A 20,164-nucleotide genomic window follows, 5' to 3' on the forward strand; every position below is an offset into this window, starting at 1 on the left:
ACGTATCCGCTGGATAGCGACGGCCACTCGTCCCGCCGAGCATGACTGGATGATTCATAGCCGTTGGGCAATGCATGCCTGAGCGACCTGTCGCGGGTGACGACTCCGCCATCGAGCGCCTGCCACCACCCGAGCTGCCCCGGGAGCCGCGCGTCAGCGCCCCCGACGCCCGTGACGTTGACGGCGACGGTGCCGACGACCACAAGAACCACGACCCCTACCAACCCCTGTAGGTCGAAGGACTCTCATGAAACTCACAGCCCTCGCGGCTTCGCTGGCCGTAGCGGTCGGCCTGAGCATGATCCAGGCACCACCGGCGTCCGCCGCCGAGCCGGATCCCGGCGCCGCCGCCAACAAGATCACCTCGAACCTGAAGGACCGCTTCCGCACGTCTCCGGCTTCCGACTTCTGGATCACGTTCGAGACCAAAGCCGACCTCGGGCCGGCGAAGAAGCTCACCGATTGGACCGCTCGTGGTCGGTTCGTCTACGACGCGCTGACCGCGGCGACGAAGGACTCCCTGGCGTCCGTCTCCACCGACCTCGACCGGGCAGGGGTCACGTACACCTCCTACCCGATCGCCAACGCCGTGCTCGTCAAGGGAGGCACCGAGAAGCTCGCCCTCAACGTGGCCTCGAAGAGGCAGGTCGCCGAGATCCACGCGACACCGCAGGTCGCACTGGTCGAGCCCGTGGACGAGAAGATCCCCACTGACCAGGCTGCCCGCCCCACCGCCCCGAAGGCCGCCGCCGAGGCAGGCACCGTCTCGTGGGGTCTGGACGCCATCCACGCCCCGCAGGCGTGGGCCATGGGCGCCACCGGTGCGGGCATCACCGTGTCCAACCTCGACTCCGGCGTCCAGTTCGACCACCCTGCCCTGGCGCACCAGTACCGGGGCACGAAGCCCGACGGCACCGTCGACCACAACTACAACTGGATGGCCACCCGGGGCACCTGCACGGGCACACCGTGCGACGACAACGGCCACGGCACGCACACCATGGGCACCATGGTCGGCGACGACGGCACCAACCACGTCGGCGTCGCCCCCGACGCACAGTGGATCGCGACGAACGGCTGCTGCGACAGCACCGGCGTCGAGTCGCTGCTGCGGTCCGGCTGGTGGCTGCTCGCCCCGACCGACGTCCAGGGAAACAACCCCGACCCGTCCAAGCGCCCCCACGTCATCAACAACTCGTGGGGCCAGACCGTCGAGCACAGCTTCGACGACTTCTTCCAGGCCATCGACGAGGCCTGGAGCGCCGCGGGTATCTTCAGCGTCTGGTCGTCGGGCAACACCACGCCGTACGCGGCCTGCGACACCGTCTCCTCGCCCGGCTCCGCCGAGAGCGCCTACTCCGTCGGCGCGTACGACTCGGACGGCACGCTCGCGTTGTTCTCCCGCAAGGGCGAGGGTGAGGGCGGCCGGATCAAGCCCGAGATCTCCGCTCCGGGCGTCGCCGTCCGTTCGTCCTACCCGAACGACAGCTACACCGAGATGGCCGGCACCTCGATGGCGGCACCCCACGTCGCCGGCGCCGTCGCCGACCTGTGGAGCTACGACCCGACCCTCATCGGGCAGGTCGAGGCAACCCGCCGCCTGCTCGCCGAGTCGGCCGTCGACGTCGACGACACCGAGTGCGGCGGCACCGCCGAGGTCAACAACAAGTACGGCGAGGGCCGGCTCGACCTCGTCCGCCTGCTCGAGCTCGCACCCCGACAGGGCGGCACCCTCACCGGTGTCGTCACCGCCAACGGCGCCCCGGTCCCCGCTGCCGAGGTGACGATCAGCGGGCCGTTCAGCCGGTCGATCGGAACCGACAAGGACGGCCGGTTCACGACGAACCTCCCGGTCGGCGACTACCAGCTCAGCACCAAGGTCTTCGGCTACCTGACCGCGACCGCCAACGTCACGGTCACCCTCGGCCAGGACACCTCGGTCAAGCTGCCGCTCACGGCCGCCGTGCGGCACGACATCAGCGGCAGGGTCGTCGACGACAAGAAGCGGCCCGTCCCGAACGCCGACGTCTCCGTCAGGGACACGCCGCTGAAGCCGGTACGCACGGACGCCAACGGCGCGTTCACGATCACCGCTGTCCCCGAGGGCGGGTACACACTGGGAGTCAAGCCCAACGCCTGCTTCTCCCCCACCACCGTCCCGCTGACCGTCGGCGCGCAGAACGAGTCGCGTGAGTACACCGTCGGGCTCGTCGTCGACGAGGGCGGCTACAGCTGCGCCGTCTCCGACGGCGAGTACCTGCGCGGCACCGACCCGGTCGCGTTCACCAATGGCGTGTGGGCGACGGTGAAGCTGCCGTTCCCGATCGCGCTCTACAACGGCAGCCACGACAGCCTCGGCATCGGCCTGCGCGGCGTGATCTCCCCGGACACCAGCACCGGACCCGGCAGCGGCGGTGCGGGCATCTTCCCGTTCTCGGTCCAGACCCCCGTCGAGTTCGCCCCCGGCGGAGGAGTCTTCACGGCAGCCACCAAGGTCAACGGCGAGGACGCGTTCGTCGTCGAATTCCGCAACGCCAAGCTCTGGGCCTATCCGGACCGGTCGGAGTACACGGAGCCGGTCAACTACTCGGCCACGCTCACCCGCTCGGGCACGGTGATCTTCGGGTACGGCGACGGCATCGGGAGCGACGACCCGGTGACCGCCGGCGCGCACGCCGTCACCGGCATCCAGGGCTGGGCCGGCGTCGACGGCATCCGGTTCTCCGACAGCGCCCCGGTGCTGCGCGACGGGATGATCGTCACCTACGACATGCCTGACTTCGGGTACCTGGACGCGACAGTCGTCGACCAGAACGACGGGCTGCCGGTGGCCGGGGCCAAAGTCTCCTTCACCAACAGGTCTGGGCTCGTCGAGGCCGTCACGACCAACGGGACGGGCATCGTGCACCGCCAGCTCCCGGTCGGCGACTACACCATGACTGTCGACGCGCCGAACTACACGACCGCGGCGTACCCCTTCTCCCTCGACAAGCTCTACGCGAATGCCACGATCGACGCGCGTCTGACCACGGGTGCCGCCGGCCTGAAGACCGACGGCCTCGACGCGCTGTTGGGGACCGACCAGAACGGCGTGGGCTCGCTGACGCTGACCAACAACGGTTCCGCCCCACTCACGTACAACCTGGGTGAGGCCGCGCGCCACCCCGACCTCGACGCCGCCGGTACCACCGGGCGCACCGGCACGGGTACGGCCAGCACCATCGACCTCGCCGCCTGGAAGACCGGTGCGAGCGGCATGAAGCCGTCGAACGTCGACGGCAAGGCCGCCACGGCACCCGCCGCGGAAGCGCAGGCGGCCGGCAAGGTCGGCGCGACCTCCGGTGGTGACGTCATCACCCGGATCGCCATTCCGGGCACGATCGCGGAGAAGGAGCCCTCCGGCGTCGGGTACGACGGCGACGTCTGGGTCCACGACTACAACGCGCGGACCAACACCGCCTGGACGGTGACGGGCAAGCCGACCGGGAAGGTCTTCGACGCGGCGTGGAACCCGGCGTACCGGGCGTTCGACATGGCGCTCGACACCAAGACCGGTGACATGTGCCAGATGGAGGACAGCCCGGCCAGCTACATCCACTGCTTCGACCGGCAGACCGGGAAGGAGACCCGGCAGATCAAGGGTGACTGGTCCACGCTGCAGCTGACCGGACTCGCCTACAACCCGACCGAGGACGTGTTCTACGTCGGCGGCCGGAGGAACGGCATGATCGGCACCGTCGCCGGGACGTCGCACGACAACCCGGGTGCGCTGCTGTCCTTCTGCGCCCCGCCGCTGCCCGAGGTGATGGGCCTGGCCTACAACCAGGCGTCCGACACCATCTGGTACACCGACCTCACCTCGAACCGGCCCACCCGCCTGCTGCAGGTCGACCCCGACGACTGCTCGCTGGTGAACGCGTGGTGGTTCCCCGGCCAGAAGGCGGGCCAGGGCGGCGGCCTCGAAACCGACTCGACCGGTGCGCTGTGGGCGGCGGACCAGGTCGCCGACGACGTCGTGCTGGTCGACGTCGAGGACGACCTGCTCACCGACCTGCCGTGGCTGTCGCTCTCCTCGACCGGCGGCACCCTCGCCCCCGGTCAGTCGACGACCGTCACGGTCTCGATCTCCGGGAAGGACACCAAGCCCGGAGTCCTCGGCGCGAACATCGTGGTGCGGTCCGACTCCGGACGCCAGTCCAAGACCTACGTCCCGGTGACGCTCACGACCACGAAGTACCAGGTCGGCGTCAACGCCGGCGGCTCGAAGTTCACCGACGGCTCCGGCTACGCCTGGTCGGCCGACCAGCCCGCCGGCAAGAAGGCGTGGGGCTACGAGGGCAAGACGAAGGTCGCCGCCACGAACGCCGGGATCGCCGGCACGACGGACGACGCCCTGTTCCAGTCGCAGCGCACCACGGCGGACAAGCAGTTGTTCTACCGCTTTCCGGACGCGCCCAAGGGCACCTACGCGATCGACCTCGGGTTCGCCGAGATCGAGAAGGTGGCCACGGGCAAGCGGGTGTTCGACGTCCTCGTGGACGGGACGCTGACCGACTACGCCTACGACCCGGCTGGGGCCGTGGGGCCGAACGCCGCCGACTGGCGCACCGCCGTCGTGAAGCACGAGGGTGGTCCGCTGACCGTGGAGCTGCGGGGCTCGAAGGGCTTGAAGGCCCCGACCATCGCCGCGCTGCGGGTGACGCTCGACCCGCGCGCGGACGTGGTGGAGCCGGAGCCCCAGCCCGAGCAGCCGGAGCCCGGTCCCGTGCCGGTGGCCCCCGCCGGTCGCTCGTACTCGATGAAGGTGACCGACGGGCTCTACCGCCAGGGCACGCAGGAGTCCGGGTGGCACGGCGACGACCTCTGCGGCCCGCTGTGGTTCGACTCCAGCTTCCTGGCCCCGTTCTACGACACGGCCTGGGACGGCGTGTGCGTGACGACGAACGGCACGCTGACCTTCGACCGGGCCAGCACGCTGGGGAACAACACGGCACTGCCGTCGCCGTACCCGATCGACGCGATCTATCCGCTCTGGGACGACCTCATCGTCGACGACGAGGCGGGCATCTACTTCGGCACAACCGAGGTGGACGGGCTGGCGGCGCAGGTCGTCGAGTGGCGCAACGTCGCCTTCTACAGTGACCAGACGGCGCGGGTGAGCTTTTCGGTCACCCTGATCGCGGACGGACGGATCCAGATCGGGTACGGCGACGGCGTCGGCGGCGACAACCCGCTCACCCGCGGGTCGTCGGCGACGGTCGGCGTGGAGAGCCTGACGGGCAACCCGGCGAGTCAGTACTCCTTCAACCAGCCCATCCTGAAGGCCGGTCTGGGGCTGGAGTACACCCTCCCGGCCTCGGGCACGATCGAGGGCACGGTCACCGACGCGAACGACCGCAAGCCGATCGAGGGCGCGATCGTCACGCTCAAGGGGCCGGCCGGTGAGCGGGTCATCACGACCGACGCGAAGGGCCGGTGGAAGGCCCAGGCGCTGGTCGGCGAGAACACCGTGCAGGTCGAGGCGCCGAACTACGTCACCGCCAGCCAGCCGGTGACCATCGCCAGGAAGGATCAGGCCGAGGTGGTCGACACGGCGTTGACCACGGGCGTCGCCACCGTCACCGGAGGTGACCTCGACTGGCTCCTCGACAAGGACCAGAAGGCGACGGCCGACGTGACCGTGACCAACACCGGCTCCGCCCCGCTCGAGGTGCGGATCGGCGAGCAGAAGCGCACCAGCGACGGCGGGCACGAGGCCGCCGACCTCGCGTGGCTGACCCTCACGGGCGCCGCCGCAACCGGCACGGTCACGCTCGCGGCCGGCGAGTCCACCACGGTCACGGCGACGGCCGACAACGCCGGCGTCGAGCCCGGCGTGCTCGTCGGGGACGTGCTGGTGGCGTCGAACGCCGGCAAGGGCGAAGCCCAGCTCAAGCCGGTCCGTCTGGCGACCTCGGCCTACTGGAAGGGCGTCGACGTCGGCGGCTCCGGGTACGTCGGTGCCAACGGTTTCTTCTGGTCACCCGACCAGGGGCTCGGCTCGCGGCCGTGGGGTTACGTCGGCGGCAACGCGCGTGCCACCAGGGCCGACATCGCCGGCACCGAGGACGACGCGCTGTTCCGCACCCAGCGGACCGGCGAGACGTTCAGCTACGTGTTCAGGAACGCCCCCGCCGGGACGTACCGGATCGGCCTCGACTTCGCCGAGATCGAGAAGGTCAAGGCCGGCAAGCGTGCCTTCGATGTGCTGGCCGACGGCAAGGTCGTGCTCTACGACCACGACGTGCAGGCGAAGGTGGGCGCGCTGAGCGCCGACCTGAACACGGTCACCGTCGAGCACGCCGGTGGCGATCTGAAGATCGAGCTCCGCCGCGACAAGGGCGAGAGCGACCCGATCCTCAACGCCCTGGAGGTCCAGCAGGACCCGCGCCTCTGACCTAGCCAACCAATCCGTTAACAGTGGTCGGAGCCTCCACGGAGAGCATGTGCCGTGGAGGCTCCGACCACGACTGTCGCTGTCCCCGAACCGCCAGGAGCGGTCGCGGATGATCGTCTTTCCGGTGATCCGCCTGCCTGGGTTGAGAGCGGCGACGGCGTGGTCGAGGCCTGCGACGTCCGCAGTCGCCCGTCTCGTACCCGCTGGACGATTTCACCCAGTTGGTTCGATCAGGCATCACGACGACATCTGTCGCCAGGCCGTCCGCGGGCCGCGCCTCGGACGGCCGACACAACGGAAACCAGTGTTCCTCCGGCTCGAATCAGGCCTGCCGACCGCTTCCCGATGTCACCGCCGATGACGTCGAAGACCAGATCGACCCCGCCGACGTCTTCCAGGGCCTCGCTGCCGAGGTCGACGAACTCGTGTGCGCCGAAGTCGAGCGCGGCCGGACGGCCGGCAGCGCGTCCGGTGCCGACAAATGGTCTGCCAAGTCCACTATTGGGCCAGTGGTGCTGGTGTGGCCGCACGGGAAGTGCCAGATCACTCCGTCACCAGGGCAGATTGCCTGGCCTCGACTGAGCATTCTTTCTGGACTTTAGAGTCCAGGAAAGGCAGAGGATGCGGGAATATAGCCGACCCGGAGAGTGTCTGTACTCGCGTGTCCAGGTGGGCTGGCACGACGACAGGCAAGGGGACGACGTGAACACCGAAAAGGCAATCCTCGCCGGCGGCTGCTTCTGGGGCATGGAGGAGTTGTTCCGCCGCCAGCCCGGCGTCGTGTCCACGCGCGTCGGCTACAGCGGCGGTGACGTGCCGAACGCCACCTACCGCAACCACGGCACCCACGCGGAGTCCATCGAGGTCGTCTACGACACCGACAAGACCGACTTCCGCGCGCTGCTCGAGTTCTTCTTCCAGATCCACGACCCGTCGACGAAGAACCGCCAAGGTAACGACGTCGGCATCAGCTACCGCTCGGCGATCTTCTACACCGGCGACGAGCAGAAGCGGGTCGCCGAGGACACCATCGCCGACGTCGACGCCTCGGGTCTGTGGCCCGGCAAGGTCGTCACCGAGGTCACCGCGGCAGGCGACTTCTGGGAAGCCGAGCCTGAGCACCAGAACTACCTGCAGACCTACCCCGACGGATACACCTGCCACTTCCCCCGCCCGGGGTGGAAGCTTCCGAAGCGGGCGACGGCCTGACACCTCCGGCGCGCGGACCCCGGGTCCGCGCGCCGAGTCCGGGCCGAGCCGACGGCACGTACGTCCGCCGGTCACCATCAGGTGCATGCGCCACAGCGCCGAATGGACTCCGAGGTCCGTTTTCCCTAGATCATCTCGCCGCTGGATAGACTTGACAGATGGGCGACGAGCGGGTGGCTGCGCCGACGGACAGGCGGAGGATCAGTCAACGGGGCGTCGCGACGCGAGAGCGGATCCTCGAGGCAGCGAACCGGCTGATGCTCGTGCGCGGAGTGAACGCGACGACCCTTGACGACATCCGCGAGGCAAGCCAGACGAGCAAGTCTCAGCTCTACCACCACTTCGCCGACAAGCAGGAACTCGTGCGCGCCTTGGTCAAATATCGAGGCGCGCTCGTGCTTCAGCGTGAACGCGCAGGGCTCGAACGATTGAGATCGTTCTCAGGACTGGTCCGGTGGCGTAACGCGCTGGTCCAGGCCAATTCCCTGAACAACGGCAAATACGGGTGCGGCCTCGGGTCGATGACGCTTGAGCTGTCCGATCAGGATGAGCAGGCTCGATCGTCCCTGTCGGAGACGTTCGCGGCATGGGAAAGGCTGATCAGTGATGGTCTGCACCGGATGCGGGACAGCGGTCTACTGCGCCAGGATGCCGACCCGGAGAAGCTGGCCACGGGACTGATGGCCGCTTTGCAAGGGGGCTACCTGCTGGCGAACGCCGCGCACGATGTCGCACCCATGGAGGTCGCATTGGACATGGCGCTGGAACACATCAAATCGTTCCTCGTGCAGCCGTCCGGGGAGCCGACCCGTTAACTGGCCCCCGCTGTGCACCGGAGGGGCTGGCGAGTGATTCCCACCGGCCCCTCCAGGCACTGTCACTTTCCGTACAGCTCGAATTCGTAGAGCGAGAACCCGTACGAGGTGGCCCGCTTGACCCCGTACACCCGCACGTAGCGGGCGGTGACCGGGGCGAAGGTGGCGTTGTCGACGCCGCCGTCGCCGGTGGTGGTGGCGAACACCGGCGTCCAGGAGGTGCCGTCGCCGGAGACCTCGATCCGGTACGAGGTGCCGTGCGCGGCTTCCCAGCGCAGCACGGCCCGGCTGACGCTGCGGGCCGCGCCGAGGTCCACCCGCAGCCACTGGTTGTCGTTGTAACTGCTGGCCCACCGGCTGCTCAGGCTGCCGTCGACCGCCTTGTCCGGGGTGTGGCTGGTCAGGAACTGGGTGCTCGACGCGGTGGTCGGACGGCCCTGCGCCAGGTTGGTGACGTCGTCACCACGGCGCGCCGGGAACGAGACGACCTGCTGGTAGGTGGGGCGGTTCTGCCAGGCGATCAGCGGGTGGGTGATGCCGCCGAGCCCGGACTGGGCGATCGAGTCGGCGCACCACTGGTCGCCGGCCCCGCAGGACTTGTCGCCCGGGTAGACCGTGGTGGCCGGCACCGCGGCGGCCTGGCCGAGCGTGTCGAGCAGGGCCTGCCGGCACGCGCCGAGGTTGCCGTTGCCGCAGTACGCGCGGCCCAGCCCACCGGCCACCGGGTCGCCGAGCACGGTGCGCAGGTCCTTGTCGACGTAGCCCCACCAGCCGTACTGGAACGACGAGCCCTTGTGCGCCTGACCCTGCAACGCCCAGCTCGCGGCGCCGTCGCGCCCGCCGTTCTGGCCGCCTGACGGCGCCTCGTTCACCTCGATGGCGTCGACCAGCGCCGCGTAGAGGTCCGGCCCGAGGCCGGGGCGGAACTGCGCCGAGGCCAGCAGCGGCCACCAGGCGTCGAAGATCCGGATGGCGTCGGCGTGCTGGTAGACCTTGGAGCCGGGGGACGTCTCCACCCGGCGGGCCCCGGCCTGCTGCCACGCGCGCAGCTTGCCCACCGCGTCGGCCAGCGCCGGATCCGTGACCGGCGTGCTGTCCAGCACCCGCAGCAGGTCGCCGAGAACCTGCTGGCCGCGCAGGTCGATCACCGCCGCATCCGCCATGATCTTGACGACGTCGGCGCGGCCGAGCTTGCGCTGGGCGATCGCCGCACGCACCGGGCCGTCGAGCAGCTGACCCCGGTGTACGGAGCCGAAGCTGAAGTTGCCGTCCGCGGCCCCGAAGTCCCGCGCCTGCTTGTTGTTCCAGCTGACGTAGTAGTCCTGGTTGACCGACTGCGGATGCGCCGACGCCGGGGCGTATGTGGCGTCGTTGGTGTCCGGGTTCCAGCCGGCCCACTCGTACGCCGGTTCGGCCTTGGTGGGCAGGTTCGGGTCGGCCGTGGCCGGACGGACCGGGTTCGAGCCGGAGTTGAAGTACGCCGCCTCGGTCGAGTTGACGTAGAACCAGTTGAACGCGTACCCGACGGTGGCCGCGGACGCCTGGAAGGCCGCCGCGCTGCCCATCGCCGACGGGTCGTTGTATGCCTGGAAGCCGATCGCCGAGTCAGCCTCGTGCCGGTAGGTCGAGCGCAGTTTGGTGAACGCGGTCGGATGGCCGTTGACCAGGCCCCGGTGGGCCACCAACCCGTACCTGGTGCGCAGCGCGCGCAGCGTGTACGAGCCGGCCGGGGTGGAGTCGGCCAGCGTCGGGGACCAGGAGTTGCGCTGCTCCAGCGCCTCCATGGCGAGGCACTGCCCGTGGTAGAGGTAGCGGTTGGTGCGCAGCGTCGGGGCGCTGCCGTCGGTGGTGCACAGCGGCACCGCGTACGTGTCGGTGAGGTCCTGGGAGGCGGAGGTCGCGCTCCACGCGTAGTCCTGGCCGCGGCCGAGCAGCACGTAGAGGTTGAGCCCAGCGAACGCGGCGCCGCGGGCGCTGATGCCCGGCCCCTGCAACTCCTGGAGCATCAGCAACTGCGGCGCGAAGTAGCCGGTCTGCGGCCCGAACACGGCCACCGGGTTGCCGGTGGTGGTGTGCCGTCCGGAGACCACGACCGCGTTGGACATGCCGTGCGCGCGCAGGTTGGCCAGGCCGCCGAGCAGCCCCGGGGTGGCGGTGCTGGCGCCGGTGCGGGCGGCGGCCCCGCCGGTGGCGTCGTAGGCGAGAGGTTCGGCGACCACCGAGCCGGCGTCGGGGAGCACCGCGCTGGTCGCGCCGGGTGGCGTCGCCCCGTACGGGAAGCTCTGCCCGTCGTGCAGGGTGAGCACGGTCTCCGGGTCGTTCTGCGAGCGGAACGCCGCCCACACCCGGTCGCCCTCGGCGGCACCGTACTTGGCCCGGGCGGCCACCCGGACCAGCGCGGACTGGATCTCGCTACCGCCGCCCCCGCCGAAGAGCCCGCCGACGACGCCGGCGGTGGCGATGAGGTCGGTCATGGTGAAGTGCGTCGGCTTGCCGGCGCCGGCGAGCACGTACTCGCCCGGGTAGTTGTCCTCGGCGATCGACTTGTCGATGTAGGCGTTGATGCCGGCGATGTAGTCGACCACGTCGGTGTAGAGCTGCTGGCCCCGGGCGCCCTTGAGGCGCAGCGCGTCCACCTGGGCCTGCAGGTCCGCCTCGGAGTAGGGCGAGTTGGCCCAGATGCTCTGCTCCAGCTCCCGGTTGCCGGGCGCGCCGCCGGCGAACGAGGTGAGCGTGCCGCGACCGGCGTGCCGCAGCAGGTCCATCACCCAGAGCCGGTCCTGGGCCCCGGCGTAGCCGGCGCCGAACATGGTGCCGGCGCGGGTGGTGCCGGTGACGTGCGGGACGCCGGTGGCCTTGTCCCGCACGATGGTGACGTCCGCGCGCGGCGAGACGGTGCTCTCGACCTGCGCGGCCGGGACGCCGAACGAGGCGTCGTTGTAGAAGTGGGCGATCTGCTCGTCGGTCAGCCCGGCGTAGTTGTAGACCAGGTTCGCGTACTCGTCGAGCTGGTCGCTGGAGTGCGCCGGGCGGGTGCCGAGTGCCTGGTGCGCCAGGATGGCGACCAGGGTGGCGTTGCCGTTCTGCCCAGGGGGCAGGATGTCGGCACACTGGCCGAGGCAGTAGTCGTTGGCGGCGAACGTTGTGGCGGCCAGCGCCGGTGACGGCGGGGTCACCGTCAGGACGCTCGCGGTCAGGACGGCGGCGGTGAACGCCGCGAGCCGGTTACGGGCAGCGGGACGGGGCATGGCGATCCTCCGGGGACGCGGAGTCGGGCCGTTCGGTCACGCCCGGCTTCCGGTGCCGACGTCTCGCCCTCCGCGCCCGGGCGTTCCGCCAGGAGGTGAGAGTGACTCGCATCTATCTCCCGGCAATGATCGACGCAGGACCCCCGCCCGGGATACCCGTCGTTCACCACGCGCCAATGCCGACGTTTCGCCGCCTTCCGCCACCGCTAATCGCCAGCCGCCTCAGGCGGACCGCCGGACGGTATCGCCGCTGCGGAGGGCGTCCAACTCGGCGACGTACATCGCCTGCATGCGGTCGTAGTGCCCGACCAGCAGCATGACCTCCTCGACGCTGTAGCCCTCGACGAGCCGCTCCGCCCGCTCGGCGAACCGCTCGTACGGTCGCTCCAACTCGGCGATCCGCTCCGGCCGCAGGGCGACGATCACCCGCCGCCGGTCCGCCGGATCGCGCTCGGCCGTCACGTAGCCCGCCTGCTGGAGCCGGCGGAGCATGCTGGTCACCGCCCCGGTGGTGAGGTTGGTCCGCTCGGCGACCTGGCCCGCGGTGGCGGATCCGACGTCCGCCAGGTAGTCCAGGCACTCAAGGTCGCTCACGGTGAGGCCCAGCCGCTCCGCGATGGCGTACCGGAACACCATGGACAGCCGCGACATCTCCCGTCCGGCACGCATGAGGTCGTCGATCGCGGACGCACGGGCCGGCTCGTGGGACATGCCCGCAATCATCCCTCCGGCACGGTGACCCGGTGCAGCCGAGGTAACACGCGGGTCAGCACCCAGTGGGGTGCGGCAGCTCCCCCGGTGAGTCGGCGCATCAGCCTGGCGGCGGTGTCGACCGCACGGAAGGCATAGGGCACCATCTCGTCCTGGTAGCTGGCGATCGCCTCCTCCACCGACGTGCCGCTGGCCCGGGCCTCGACCAGCTTGTGGCCGAGCACGGCGGCGTCACGCAGCGCGGTGTTGCCGCCGTGAGCGCCGAACGGCGGCATGACGTGCACGGCGTCGCCCATCATCGTCGCCCGGGGCACCGCCCACCGGCGCGGGCGCTGGCCGGTGGCGAAGAGGTTGAGCACCGTGGCGTCCAACTCGGCCGTGCCGACCAGCCGCCGGATGACCGGGTGGAAGTCCATGCTCATCCCGGAGGCCAGTCTCCACAGCGCCAGCAGGTCGCCCCGGATGCCCATGGGCACCTCCTCCTGCCGGAGCAGCAGTCCCCACATGACGTAGTCGTCGCCGGTGGGCGCATAGCTGCCCGGGGCCAGGCGCGCGAACGCCTCCGGCGGGCTCTCGCCGAACCGCATGGAGGTGAAGAAGAAGGCGCGGCCCGGCCGGTCGGCGATGGCCAGGACCCCGCTGGTACGCAGCGCGTCCGGGATGATGCTCTCGCCGTTACGCCAAAGGGGCGACCGGCCGTAGATGCCCGCCATCGGGGTGTTCGCCGGGTCGGCGTCCGGCATGATCTGCGCGCGCAGCGCCGAGCCGACGCCGTCCGCGCCCACGACGACGGTTGCCGCGGCGGCCCCGCCGTCGGAGAACCGCAGCAGCAACCGTGCCGGGTCGTCGCTGTCCACCGCGACGGCGTCCTTGCCGTAGTGGATACGCCCGTCCAGTCCGGACTGCAGGATCGACCGCAGGGTCAGCCGGTCGACCTGGCGGGTCGCGTGCGGCTCGTCCTTGAAGGTGATGGTGAATGCGTCCCGCAGCCGGCTGTCGGTGAAGCGCAGGTGCCCGCCGGGCTCGTCTCCCGTGGTCAGCGCCAGGTTGTACAGCGAGCGGGGCAGGCTCTCGCGCAGCGCCTCCAGGCCGTACCGGTCGAGAATGATCCGGTAGCCCTGCCGCCGGACGAAGGGGCCCGGGTCCCGCTCGTAGACGTGCACGTCGATGCCGGCGCGCATCAGGTACTGGGCGAGGCAGAGGCCGGAGAGGCCGGCGCCGGCGATTGCCACCGAGAAGTCCGTTGATACGCGCATGCAGTTATCTTAATGACTAAGATGATTCGGGCAAGGCCTTCGGTCGAGGCGCGGCAAGGGCGTCTCGTCTCGCCAGTTCTCGGCGTGAGGTGATGTCGAGCTTGCGGAAGATCTTGCGTAGGTGATAGTCCACCGTGCTCGGGCTGATGAACAGTTGTGCCGCCACCTCGCGGTTGGACGCGCCGTTCGAGACCCGCTGCGCAATGTCCCGCTCCTGGCTGGTCAGGCAGCAGTTCTGGGCGAAGTGGTTGGTCGTGTCGTGGTAGGCCAGCCTGCTGCGTAGTTCGCGGCGAGACGCGACGCCCAGCTTGTGGAACACTCCGCGTAGGTGATGTTTGACGGTATGGGCGCTGATGACCAGGTTCGTCGCGACCTCGACGTTTGTGGAGCCCGCCGCCACCAGCAGGGCGATCTGTTCCTGTCGTGGGGTCAGTGCCGCACGGGGAACGACTCGGGCAGGCTCGGCTACGACGCAGTGCATGGTGCTCCTCGGGCGAGGGTTCGGGGTCTCGACGACCATCCGATCGCACCGTTGTGCACGACGAGTGCAGGCTGAGTGCTCGCCCTACCCGCTTACGACGCGCCCCTCATCAAGCTGAGCCGGGCCCGGACATACGCGACCATGGTCCTGTATTCCTCGGCCTCCTCAATGCCGGAGAACTCGATGAGTTCCCGGAAGCCGTTGTCGGCGATCAGGTTTTCGAACTGCTGGCACCCCCGTTCCGCGGGCACCAGTTCGCCTAGATCGAATGCGGCCCGCGCGAGGATCGCCGCGACGGCACACCGGGGCCCGTTCGACTCACAGACGCCTTCCGTCAACCCCCACTCCGACACCGTCGCCGCCCGTTCGAGCCGGCCGAGTTTCCACGAGGACTCCGCAACGAGCTGGGCGTAGTAGATCTTCAGGTGATCGAGGTGCTTCGCCTCCGCGATGGCCAGCCCTTCGTCCGCGACCCGCGTGCCAGCCTCGAACTGGTCGGACCCCAGGAGTGCTCTCGTAAGTGTCAGCAGCGAAACGGCGAGCAGTTCCTGGTGCCCCGTCTGCCGGGCAAGACCCACCGCGCGTTCGCCGTACGCGTTGGCGGCGTCGTGGTCGCCACGCGACAACGAGAGCACGGCGAGGTTTCGCAGGACCTCGGCTTGTCCGGCGAGTTCTTCGGCGCCCTCGAAGATGGACAAGGCTCGACGGAGATATTCGTCGGCCTGTGGGAGCGGGGCGGAGGCCTCACCGACGGTACGAAGAAGTTCTGCCTCCGTCAGCGGCTCGCCGAGCACGCTGACCATGTCGAGGATCGCAAGTACGGTCGGTGTCCGGCCCACGGGTATGGAGTTGCTGCCCGGTGCTGAGGCGGCGAGGACCATAGCCGCCGCGTCGCGCCCCAGGCCGTGCGCGAGGGCCAGATCGATCGTCGCCCACAGCGCGGATCGTTCCCGTGCGTACCAGGCGGCAGCCTGGGGCACGCTGTCGAACGATTCAGGCGTCACACCCGACGGCGGTTCGCCGACGGTGCCGACTGGCTGCCGGTGGTGCCTCGCGTAGGCGGCGCGGGCCGAGTGCAGGTAATGCGTGACGAGACGCCGCTCGTACCCCGGTCGTTCTTGATCCGCGTCGAGGAGCTCGCCCGCGTAGGCCCGCAACAGGTCGTGCAGACCGTAAAGCCCTAACTGCGACTCGTCGAGCAGATTCGCGGTCACCAATTCCCTGAGCAGTACGCGCGCCTGTGTGCGACCGACTCCGGCGACACTGGCCACCGACTCCAGCGAGATCCCCGGACCCGGATGGACGGCGAGGGCACGAAACACCTGCGCCGTCGACGGATCGAGGGCGCGATACGACCACGAGAACACCGACCGGACATCGTCGGACGAGTCCGCGCTGGACAACGCGTCGAGTCTGGCCGACGGCGCCGAGACATCGCTGAGGACGGCGCTCAAGGGCAGGGCCGGATTGAGGGCAACGCGGGCCGCCACGATCGCCAGTGCGAGCGGCAGCCCGGCACAGAGCGCGATGACCTTGTCCAACGCGTCCGGGTTCGTGGTGGCGCGACGGGCGCCGAGGCGGTTGATCAGAAGTTGGCGGGACTCGGCGCCGGTCAACCGATCGACTTGCAGATAACGTGCGCCCTCCCGGGTGACCAGGCTCGTCATCCGGTTGCGACTCGTCACGATGACCAGACAGCCCCGGGAGGCTGGCAGAAGCGGGCGAACCTGCTCGGAGTCGCGCGCGTTGTCCAGGAGGATCAGGAGCCGACGACCGAAGAGGCGACTGCGGTAACGAGCTGCCTGCGCGTCGACGTTCTCCTGCGGTGACGAGACCGCCGGCTCGCCCAGGGACGCGAGCAACGTGGCGAGCGCCTCCTCCGATGACATGACGCGTCCGTCCGGATCGAGACCCCTCAGGTTCAGGAACAACTGGCCATCGGGAAACTCGCTGGCGATCTGGTGGGCCCAGTGCACGGCGAGCGCGGTCTTGCCGATGCCACCCATGCCGCCAAGCACGGTGATCACGATGGCCGCATCGCTGAATGCGTCGGACAGTTGGTCGTCGAGCACGGCGGCCACGTCGTTTCGGCGGACAAAGCCCGCGACCTGCGGCGGCAGCTGTGCGGGCCGGGGAGCCTCCGGCGGATGCAGTTCCTCCTGCAGGGTCCAGCCACTGGCCAGCAGTTCCCGATACGCCTCCCGCAGTTCCTGCCCCGGGTCCACCCCCAGTTCCTCGGCGAGACGTTGACGGGTCCGCTCGAAGACCCGCACCCCTTCCGCCCGGTGACCGGTGGCGACGTACGCGCGCATCAGGCACGCCTGTAGCGCCTCGTCCAGTGGAGCTGCGGCGGCAACGCTCAGCAGTGGGGTCAACGCGGTGCCGGCCATGCCGTGGGCGATCGCGGCCTCGCTGGCCGCGAGCGCCACCGCGACGCGCTCCCGTTCGATGGCGACGAACTCCGGGGAACTCAACGCGCTGGTTGGCAGGTCGGTGAACGCAGGGCTGCGGCCAAGCTCCAGAGCGGTCAGGTACGCCCGTACACCGGCCACGACGTCCCCGCCGGCGAGCGCCTCACGGGCCCGCCGGACCAACTCGCGATACATGGCCAGGTCGGAGGCCTCGGTCGCGAGGAGCAGCCGGTAGCCCGTACCCGCCGGTAGGAGGAATCGACCGGTTTCGCGGACGTCCAGGTCCGGTTCGAGAATCCGCCGGAGGTTCCCGACGTGCCGGTGGATCTGGTTGGCGGCGCTGGCCGGCGGTTGTTCGTCCCACAGGCTGTCGATGATGTTCTCGAGGCTGACCGCGTCACCGCCGGCGGCGAGGAGCTTGGCCAGGATGATCCGCTGGCGTACCGGGCCAAGATCGACGTCCGAGCCGTCCCGCCGGCAGCCAAGACCGCCGAAGACCTTGAACTCGCAGCGGGACTGCGGCGCGTCCGGGAGCCTGCGGTCGGGCGTCGTCACGATTGACATCCTAGAGATGGAAGGGCAGCGGCTTCGCTTTTCGCCCAGCCTGCAGCTTTCCCCGGGTCCCCCGCATCCCCCATCTCTCGTTGTCCGTCGAGTCGGTCGCCAAACACAGGGACTACGTGATTCGGGTGATTCGAGAAACGGTGCCATATCAGTACCTTCGGCAAGGTTCCCAGCGCGGAACGCAAGCCCAAGGAGTGCGCATGCCCCGTGTCACCGTTGGCTCAGAGGGAGCCAACCCAATCGAGATCTATTACGAGGATCACGGCGCCGGTACGCCAGTGGTGCTCAGTCACGGCTACCCGCTGAGCGGGCAGGCCTGGGAGAAGCAGGTCTCCGCACTACTCGCAGCCGGTTACCGGGTCATCACGTATGACCGGCGGGGTTGGGGCAATTCCAGCCAGCCCGCCAGTGGGTACGACTACGACACGTTCGCCAGCGACGTGGACGTGCTGCTCACGGAACTGGACGTACGCGACGCCATCCTCGTGGGTCACTCGATGGGAACCGGCGACGTTGCCCGTTACCTGGGCCGCTACGGCACCGGGCGGGTCGCGAAAGCCGTACTGATGTCGCCGATCCCGCCGTTCCTCCTGCGAACGGACGACAATCCCGAAGGCGCACCGCAGTCGTTGTTCGATGGGTTCATCCAGGCGGCGCGGGCGGACCGGAACGGGTGGCTCAAGCAGTTCCTGGAGAACTTCTACAACCTCGACGTCTACGGCGGCTCACGGGTCAGCGACGAGGCGTTCCAGGCAAGTTTGACCGTTGCCGTGGCCGGATCTCCCGTCGCCGCGGTGGCCTGCATCCCGACCTGGCTCACCGACTTCCGTGACGACCTGGCCAAGATTGACGTGCCGGTACTCGTGATCCAGGGCGACCAGGACCGAGTCCTACCCATCGGGGTGACCGGTCAGCGGCTGCCCGCCTTCATCGGGGATACGCGGTTGCTCGTCATCGAGGGCGGACCGCACGCCATTGCCTGGACCCACAGCGATCAGGTCAACGCCGCCCTGCTCGACTTTTTGCAGAAGTGAAAGGAAACACCGTGAAATTGTCCTTCCGGCGCCGCCTCATCTACGTAGGCGTGGCCATCGGTGCCCTCACCCTGACTGGTGCCGGCATCGGCAGCGCCCAGGCCTCGACGAGTAACGGCTTCCTCCATTCGCGCCCCGCGGCGGCCAAGCCGACAGTCGTGCTCGTGCACGGCGCGTGGGCGGATGGGTCGAGCTGGGACAAGGTGACGGCCGAGCTTCAGCACGACGGCTACCGGGTGGTCACGCCGCCGAACCTGCTGTCGGGCGTGGGCAACGACGCCGCGAATCTCCGGGCGTACCTGGACACCATCACCGGACCGATCGTCCTCGTCGGGCACTCGTACGGCGGCATGGTCATCACGAACGCCGCTCTGGGCGACAAGCAGGTCAAGGCCCTGGTGTACGTCGACGCGTACATCCCGGACCAGCACGACACCGTGTACTCGCTGACCTCGGCCGTGCCGGGCTCGGTCTTCGCGGCCGAGGCGTCCACCGTCTTCGACCAGGTCGCGATCCCCGGTGACGACCCGCACAATGTCAACCTCTACGTGAAGCCGTCGGTCTTCGGCAAGGCGTTCGCTGACAAGACCATTCCCGCCAAGGACGTGGCGGTGCTGGCCGCCCGGCAGCGTCCGCTGGCCTTCAACGCCCTGGTCGAGGAGTCCGGCGAGCCGGCTTGGCGCACCATTCCCTCGTGGTCGGTGATCGGCAAGCAGGACGCCGTCATCCCTGCCGCTCAGCAGATCGCCATGTCCAAGAGGGCCAAGGCACACACCACCGAGATCAACGCCCCTCACCTGTCCATGGTCACCGACGCGGGCGCGGTCACCGATCAGATCGAGGCCGCCGCCAAGGCGACCGACTGACCCAACAACAGGCCGTGGCATCGCTCATCGCGATGCCACGGCCCTCTTGGCGGACCCGTTCTTTCCGGTTCGACCAGGGGTACGGCGATGCAGGAACTGCAGAACCTCTACCGGTACCGGACCCCGAGGTGAAGGGCGTCTCGTCAGGTGGTCGTCCGGGCCGCCTCCAGGATGACCTCGGTAACCTCACCGGGATTCGAGATCAGGCCCAGGTGACCGGCGTCGATCCGGGTGATGTCGGCCCCCGCCCGCTTCATCATCTCCTCCTGGCGGGCCGGCGGGATGACCCGGTCCTCGGTACCGATCACGGCCCATACCGGGATGGTCTTCCACGCCGGCTCGGTGGCCGGCTCCGCCAGGGCGTTCGTGGCCAGGGCGGTCTGGGTCACGGCGAGCACCTCCGCCTGCCGCCGAGGCAGACCGTTGGCGAAGCCGGTGATGAACACCTTCGGCAGGACGTACGCGTCGACCGCACCTTCCGGGGCACCCGGGAACGGCACGAGCTTGAAGACGCTCGTGGGGTCGGTCAAGGCCGGCTCAAGCACCGAGCCGGAGCCGGCGGTGAGTTCTTCCACGGTCTCCCCCTTGTCCGGGGCGAAGGCGTCGACGAACACGAGCGCCTTGACGTTGCTGTTGCCGGTCGCGGCGTTGCTTGCCACAAAGCCGCCGTACGAGTGGGCCGCGAGCACGATCGGCCCTTCGATGGTGGACAGAAAGTCCTTCAGGTAACCGGTGTCGATCGTCGGCCCCCGGCTGGGTTGCGGCGCAACCTGGACCTCGAAACCGCGTGCCTGGAGTCTGCGGACCTCCCCACTCCAGCTCGAGCCGTCGGCCCAGGCGCCATGCACCAGGACGATTGTCGGCTTGTTGCGGTGCCCCTCGTCGGGGGTTGGCCGCACACCGCCGTCCGCGGACACGTGTGGGGCGGATGAGCCGAGCACCGTCACCAGCGTTGCGGCGACGAGCGTTGCGGCGATGGTCTTCGGCCGACGTAGCGAGATACCGAGCATGTCTCTTCCCCCTCGTTGGTCAGTGGTTTCCGAGCGCGGGCAGATGTGCATGGCGCCAACGCGACCTCGCCGGAGCCGCAACCAGTCGGAAGCACCGCTGTGCGAGCGCGTGCACCGACAGCG

12 protein-coding genes are annotated in these 20,164 nt (G+C 69.2%); 6 read left to right on the forward strand and 6 right to left on the reverse strand.

Annotation, left to right across the window (positions count from 1 at the left end; translation table 11 throughout):
- Window positions 1–74 precede the first annotated feature (74 nt).
- From PSH25_RS18410 to PSH25_RS18425, 4 genes are all read left to right on the forward strand, one after another.
- The gene (locus PSH25_RS18410; protein ID WP_238660256.1) at window positions 75–233 is read left to right on the forward strand and encodes a hypothetical protein; all 159 of its coding nucleotides are present in this window, start codon (window positions 75–77) and stop codon (window positions 231–233) included.
- 14 nt (window positions 234–247) lie between these two features.
- Window positions 248–6,436, forward strand: coding sequence for a S8 family serine peptidase (locus PSH25_RS18415; protein WP_238660257.1), 6,189 nt, complete (start codon window positions 248–250; stop codon window positions 6,434–6,436).
- A gap of 702 nt (window positions 6,437–7,138) precedes the next feature.
- Window positions 7,139–7,645: a peptide-methionine (S)-S-oxide reductase MsrA gene (gene msrA / locus PSH25_RS18420; protein WP_238660258.1), complete on the forward strand. Its 507-nt coding sequence runs from the start codon at window positions 7,139–7,141 to the stop codon at window positions 7,643–7,645.
- Window positions 7,646–7,803: 158 nt separating this feature from the next.
- Window positions 7,804–8,460, forward strand: a complete 657-nt coding sequence (locus PSH25_RS18425) for a TetR/AcrR family transcriptional regulator (RefSeq protein WP_238660259.1) — start codon at window positions 7,804–7,806, stop codon at window positions 8,458–8,460.
- 62 nt (window positions 8,461–8,522) lie between these two features.
- On the opposite strand, the gene PSH25_RS18430 is transcribed toward PSH25_RS18425, so the two are convergent.
- The 5 genes from PSH25_RS18430 to PSH25_RS18450 all read right to left on the reverse strand — a co-directional run bounded on the left by PSH25_RS18430 (window position 8,523) and on the right by PSH25_RS18450 (window position 17,122).
- Window positions 8,523–11,708 (reverse strand): penicillin acylase family protein, encoded by a 3,186-nt coding sequence (locus PSH25_RS18430; protein WP_238660260.1) that lies wholly within the window; start codon window positions 11,706–11,708, stop codon window positions 8,523–8,525.
- Window positions 11,709–11,930: 222 nt separating this feature from the next.
- Complete coding sequence (locus PSH25_RS18435) at window positions 11,931–12,419, reverse strand: MarR family winged helix-turn-helix transcriptional regulator (RefSeq protein ID WP_238660261.1); 489 nt, start codon at window positions 12,417–12,419, stop codon at window positions 11,931–11,933.
- 8 nt (window positions 12,420–12,427) lie between these two features.
- Window positions 12,428–13,675, reverse strand: coding sequence for an FAD-dependent oxidoreductase (locus tag PSH25_RS18440; RefSeq protein ID WP_238660262.1), 1,248 nt, complete (start codon window positions 13,673–13,675; stop codon window positions 12,428–12,430).
- A 16-nt stretch (window positions 13,676–13,691) separates the two neighbouring features.
- The gene (locus tag PSH25_RS18445) at window positions 13,692–14,195 is read right to left on the reverse strand and encodes a response regulator transcription factor (RefSeq protein ID WP_238660263.1); all 504 of its coding nucleotides are present in this window, start codon (window positions 14,193–14,195) and stop codon (window positions 13,692–13,694) included.
- A gap of 53 nt (window positions 14,196–14,248) precedes the next feature.
- Entirely contained in the window at window positions 14,249–17,122 is a 2,874-nt protein-coding gene (locus tag PSH25_RS18450; RefSeq protein WP_238660264.1) for an AfsR/SARP family transcriptional regulator, read from the reverse strand.
- Window positions 17,123–17,211: 89 nt separating this feature from the next.
- Between PSH25_RS18450 and PSH25_RS18455 the strand changes: the two genes are divergently transcribed.
- Window positions 17,212–18,165 carry an alpha/beta fold hydrolase gene (locus PSH25_RS18455; protein ID WP_308193690.1) on the forward strand — a complete coding sequence of 318 codons (954 nt, stop codon included), beginning with the start codon at window positions 17,212–17,214 and terminating at the stop codon, window positions 18,163–18,165.
- A gap of 11 nt (window positions 18,166–18,176) precedes the next feature.
- Complete coding sequence (locus tag PSH25_RS18460; RefSeq protein WP_238660265.1) at window positions 18,177–19,031, forward strand: alpha/beta fold hydrolase; 855 nt, start codon at window positions 18,177–18,179, stop codon at window positions 19,029–19,031.
- 143 nt (window positions 19,032–19,174) lie between these two features.
- On the opposite strand, the gene PSH25_RS18465 is transcribed toward PSH25_RS18460, so the two are convergent.
- Window positions 19,175–20,041 (reverse strand): alpha/beta fold hydrolase, encoded by an 867-nt coding sequence (locus tag PSH25_RS18465; protein WP_238660266.1) that lies wholly within the window; start codon window positions 20,039–20,041, stop codon window positions 19,175–19,177.
- Window positions 20,042–20,164: the final 123 nt, after the last annotated feature.

It is taken from the genome of Micromonospora foliorum (genome assembly GCF_022229015.1).
In the GTDB taxonomy this organism is placed as follows: Bacteria; Actinomycetota; Actinomycetes; order Mycobacteriales; family Micromonosporaceae; genus Micromonospora; species Micromonospora foliorum.

Excerpts from the sequence above, each read along its gene's own strand:
- PSH25_RS18410 (WP_238660256.1), top strand. The coding sequence starts at position 75 with ATGCCTGAGCGACCTGTCGCGGGTGACGACTCCGCCATCGAGCGCCTG.
- PSH25_RS18415 (WP_238660257.1), top strand. The coding sequence starts at position 248 with ATGAAACTCACAGCCCTCGCGGCTTCGCTGGCCGTAGCGGTCGGCCTG.
- PSH25_RS18425 (WP_238660259.1), top strand. The coding sequence starts at position 7,804 with ATGGGCGACGAGCGGGTGGCTGCGCCGACGGACAGGCGGAGGATCAGT.
- PSH25_RS18430 (WP_238660260.1), bottom strand. The coding sequence starts at position 11,708 with ATGCCCCGTCCCGCTGCCCGTAACCGGCTCGCGGCGTTCACCGCCGCC.
- PSH25_RS18435 (WP_238660261.1), bottom strand. The coding sequence starts at position 12,419 with ATGTCCCACGAGCCGGCCCGTGCGTCCGCGATCGACGACCTCATGCGT.
- PSH25_RS18440 (WP_238660262.1), bottom strand. The coding sequence starts at position 13,675 with ATGCGCGTATCAACGGACTTCTCGGTGGCAATCGCCGGCGCCGGCCTC.
- PSH25_RS18445 (WP_238660263.1), bottom strand. The coding sequence starts at position 14,195 with ATGGTCGTCGAGACCCCGAACCCTCGCCCGAGGAGCACCATGCACTGC.
- PSH25_RS18465 (WP_238660266.1), bottom strand. The coding sequence starts at position 20,041 with ATGCTCGGTATCTCGCTACGTCGGCCGAAGACCATCGCCGCAACGCTC.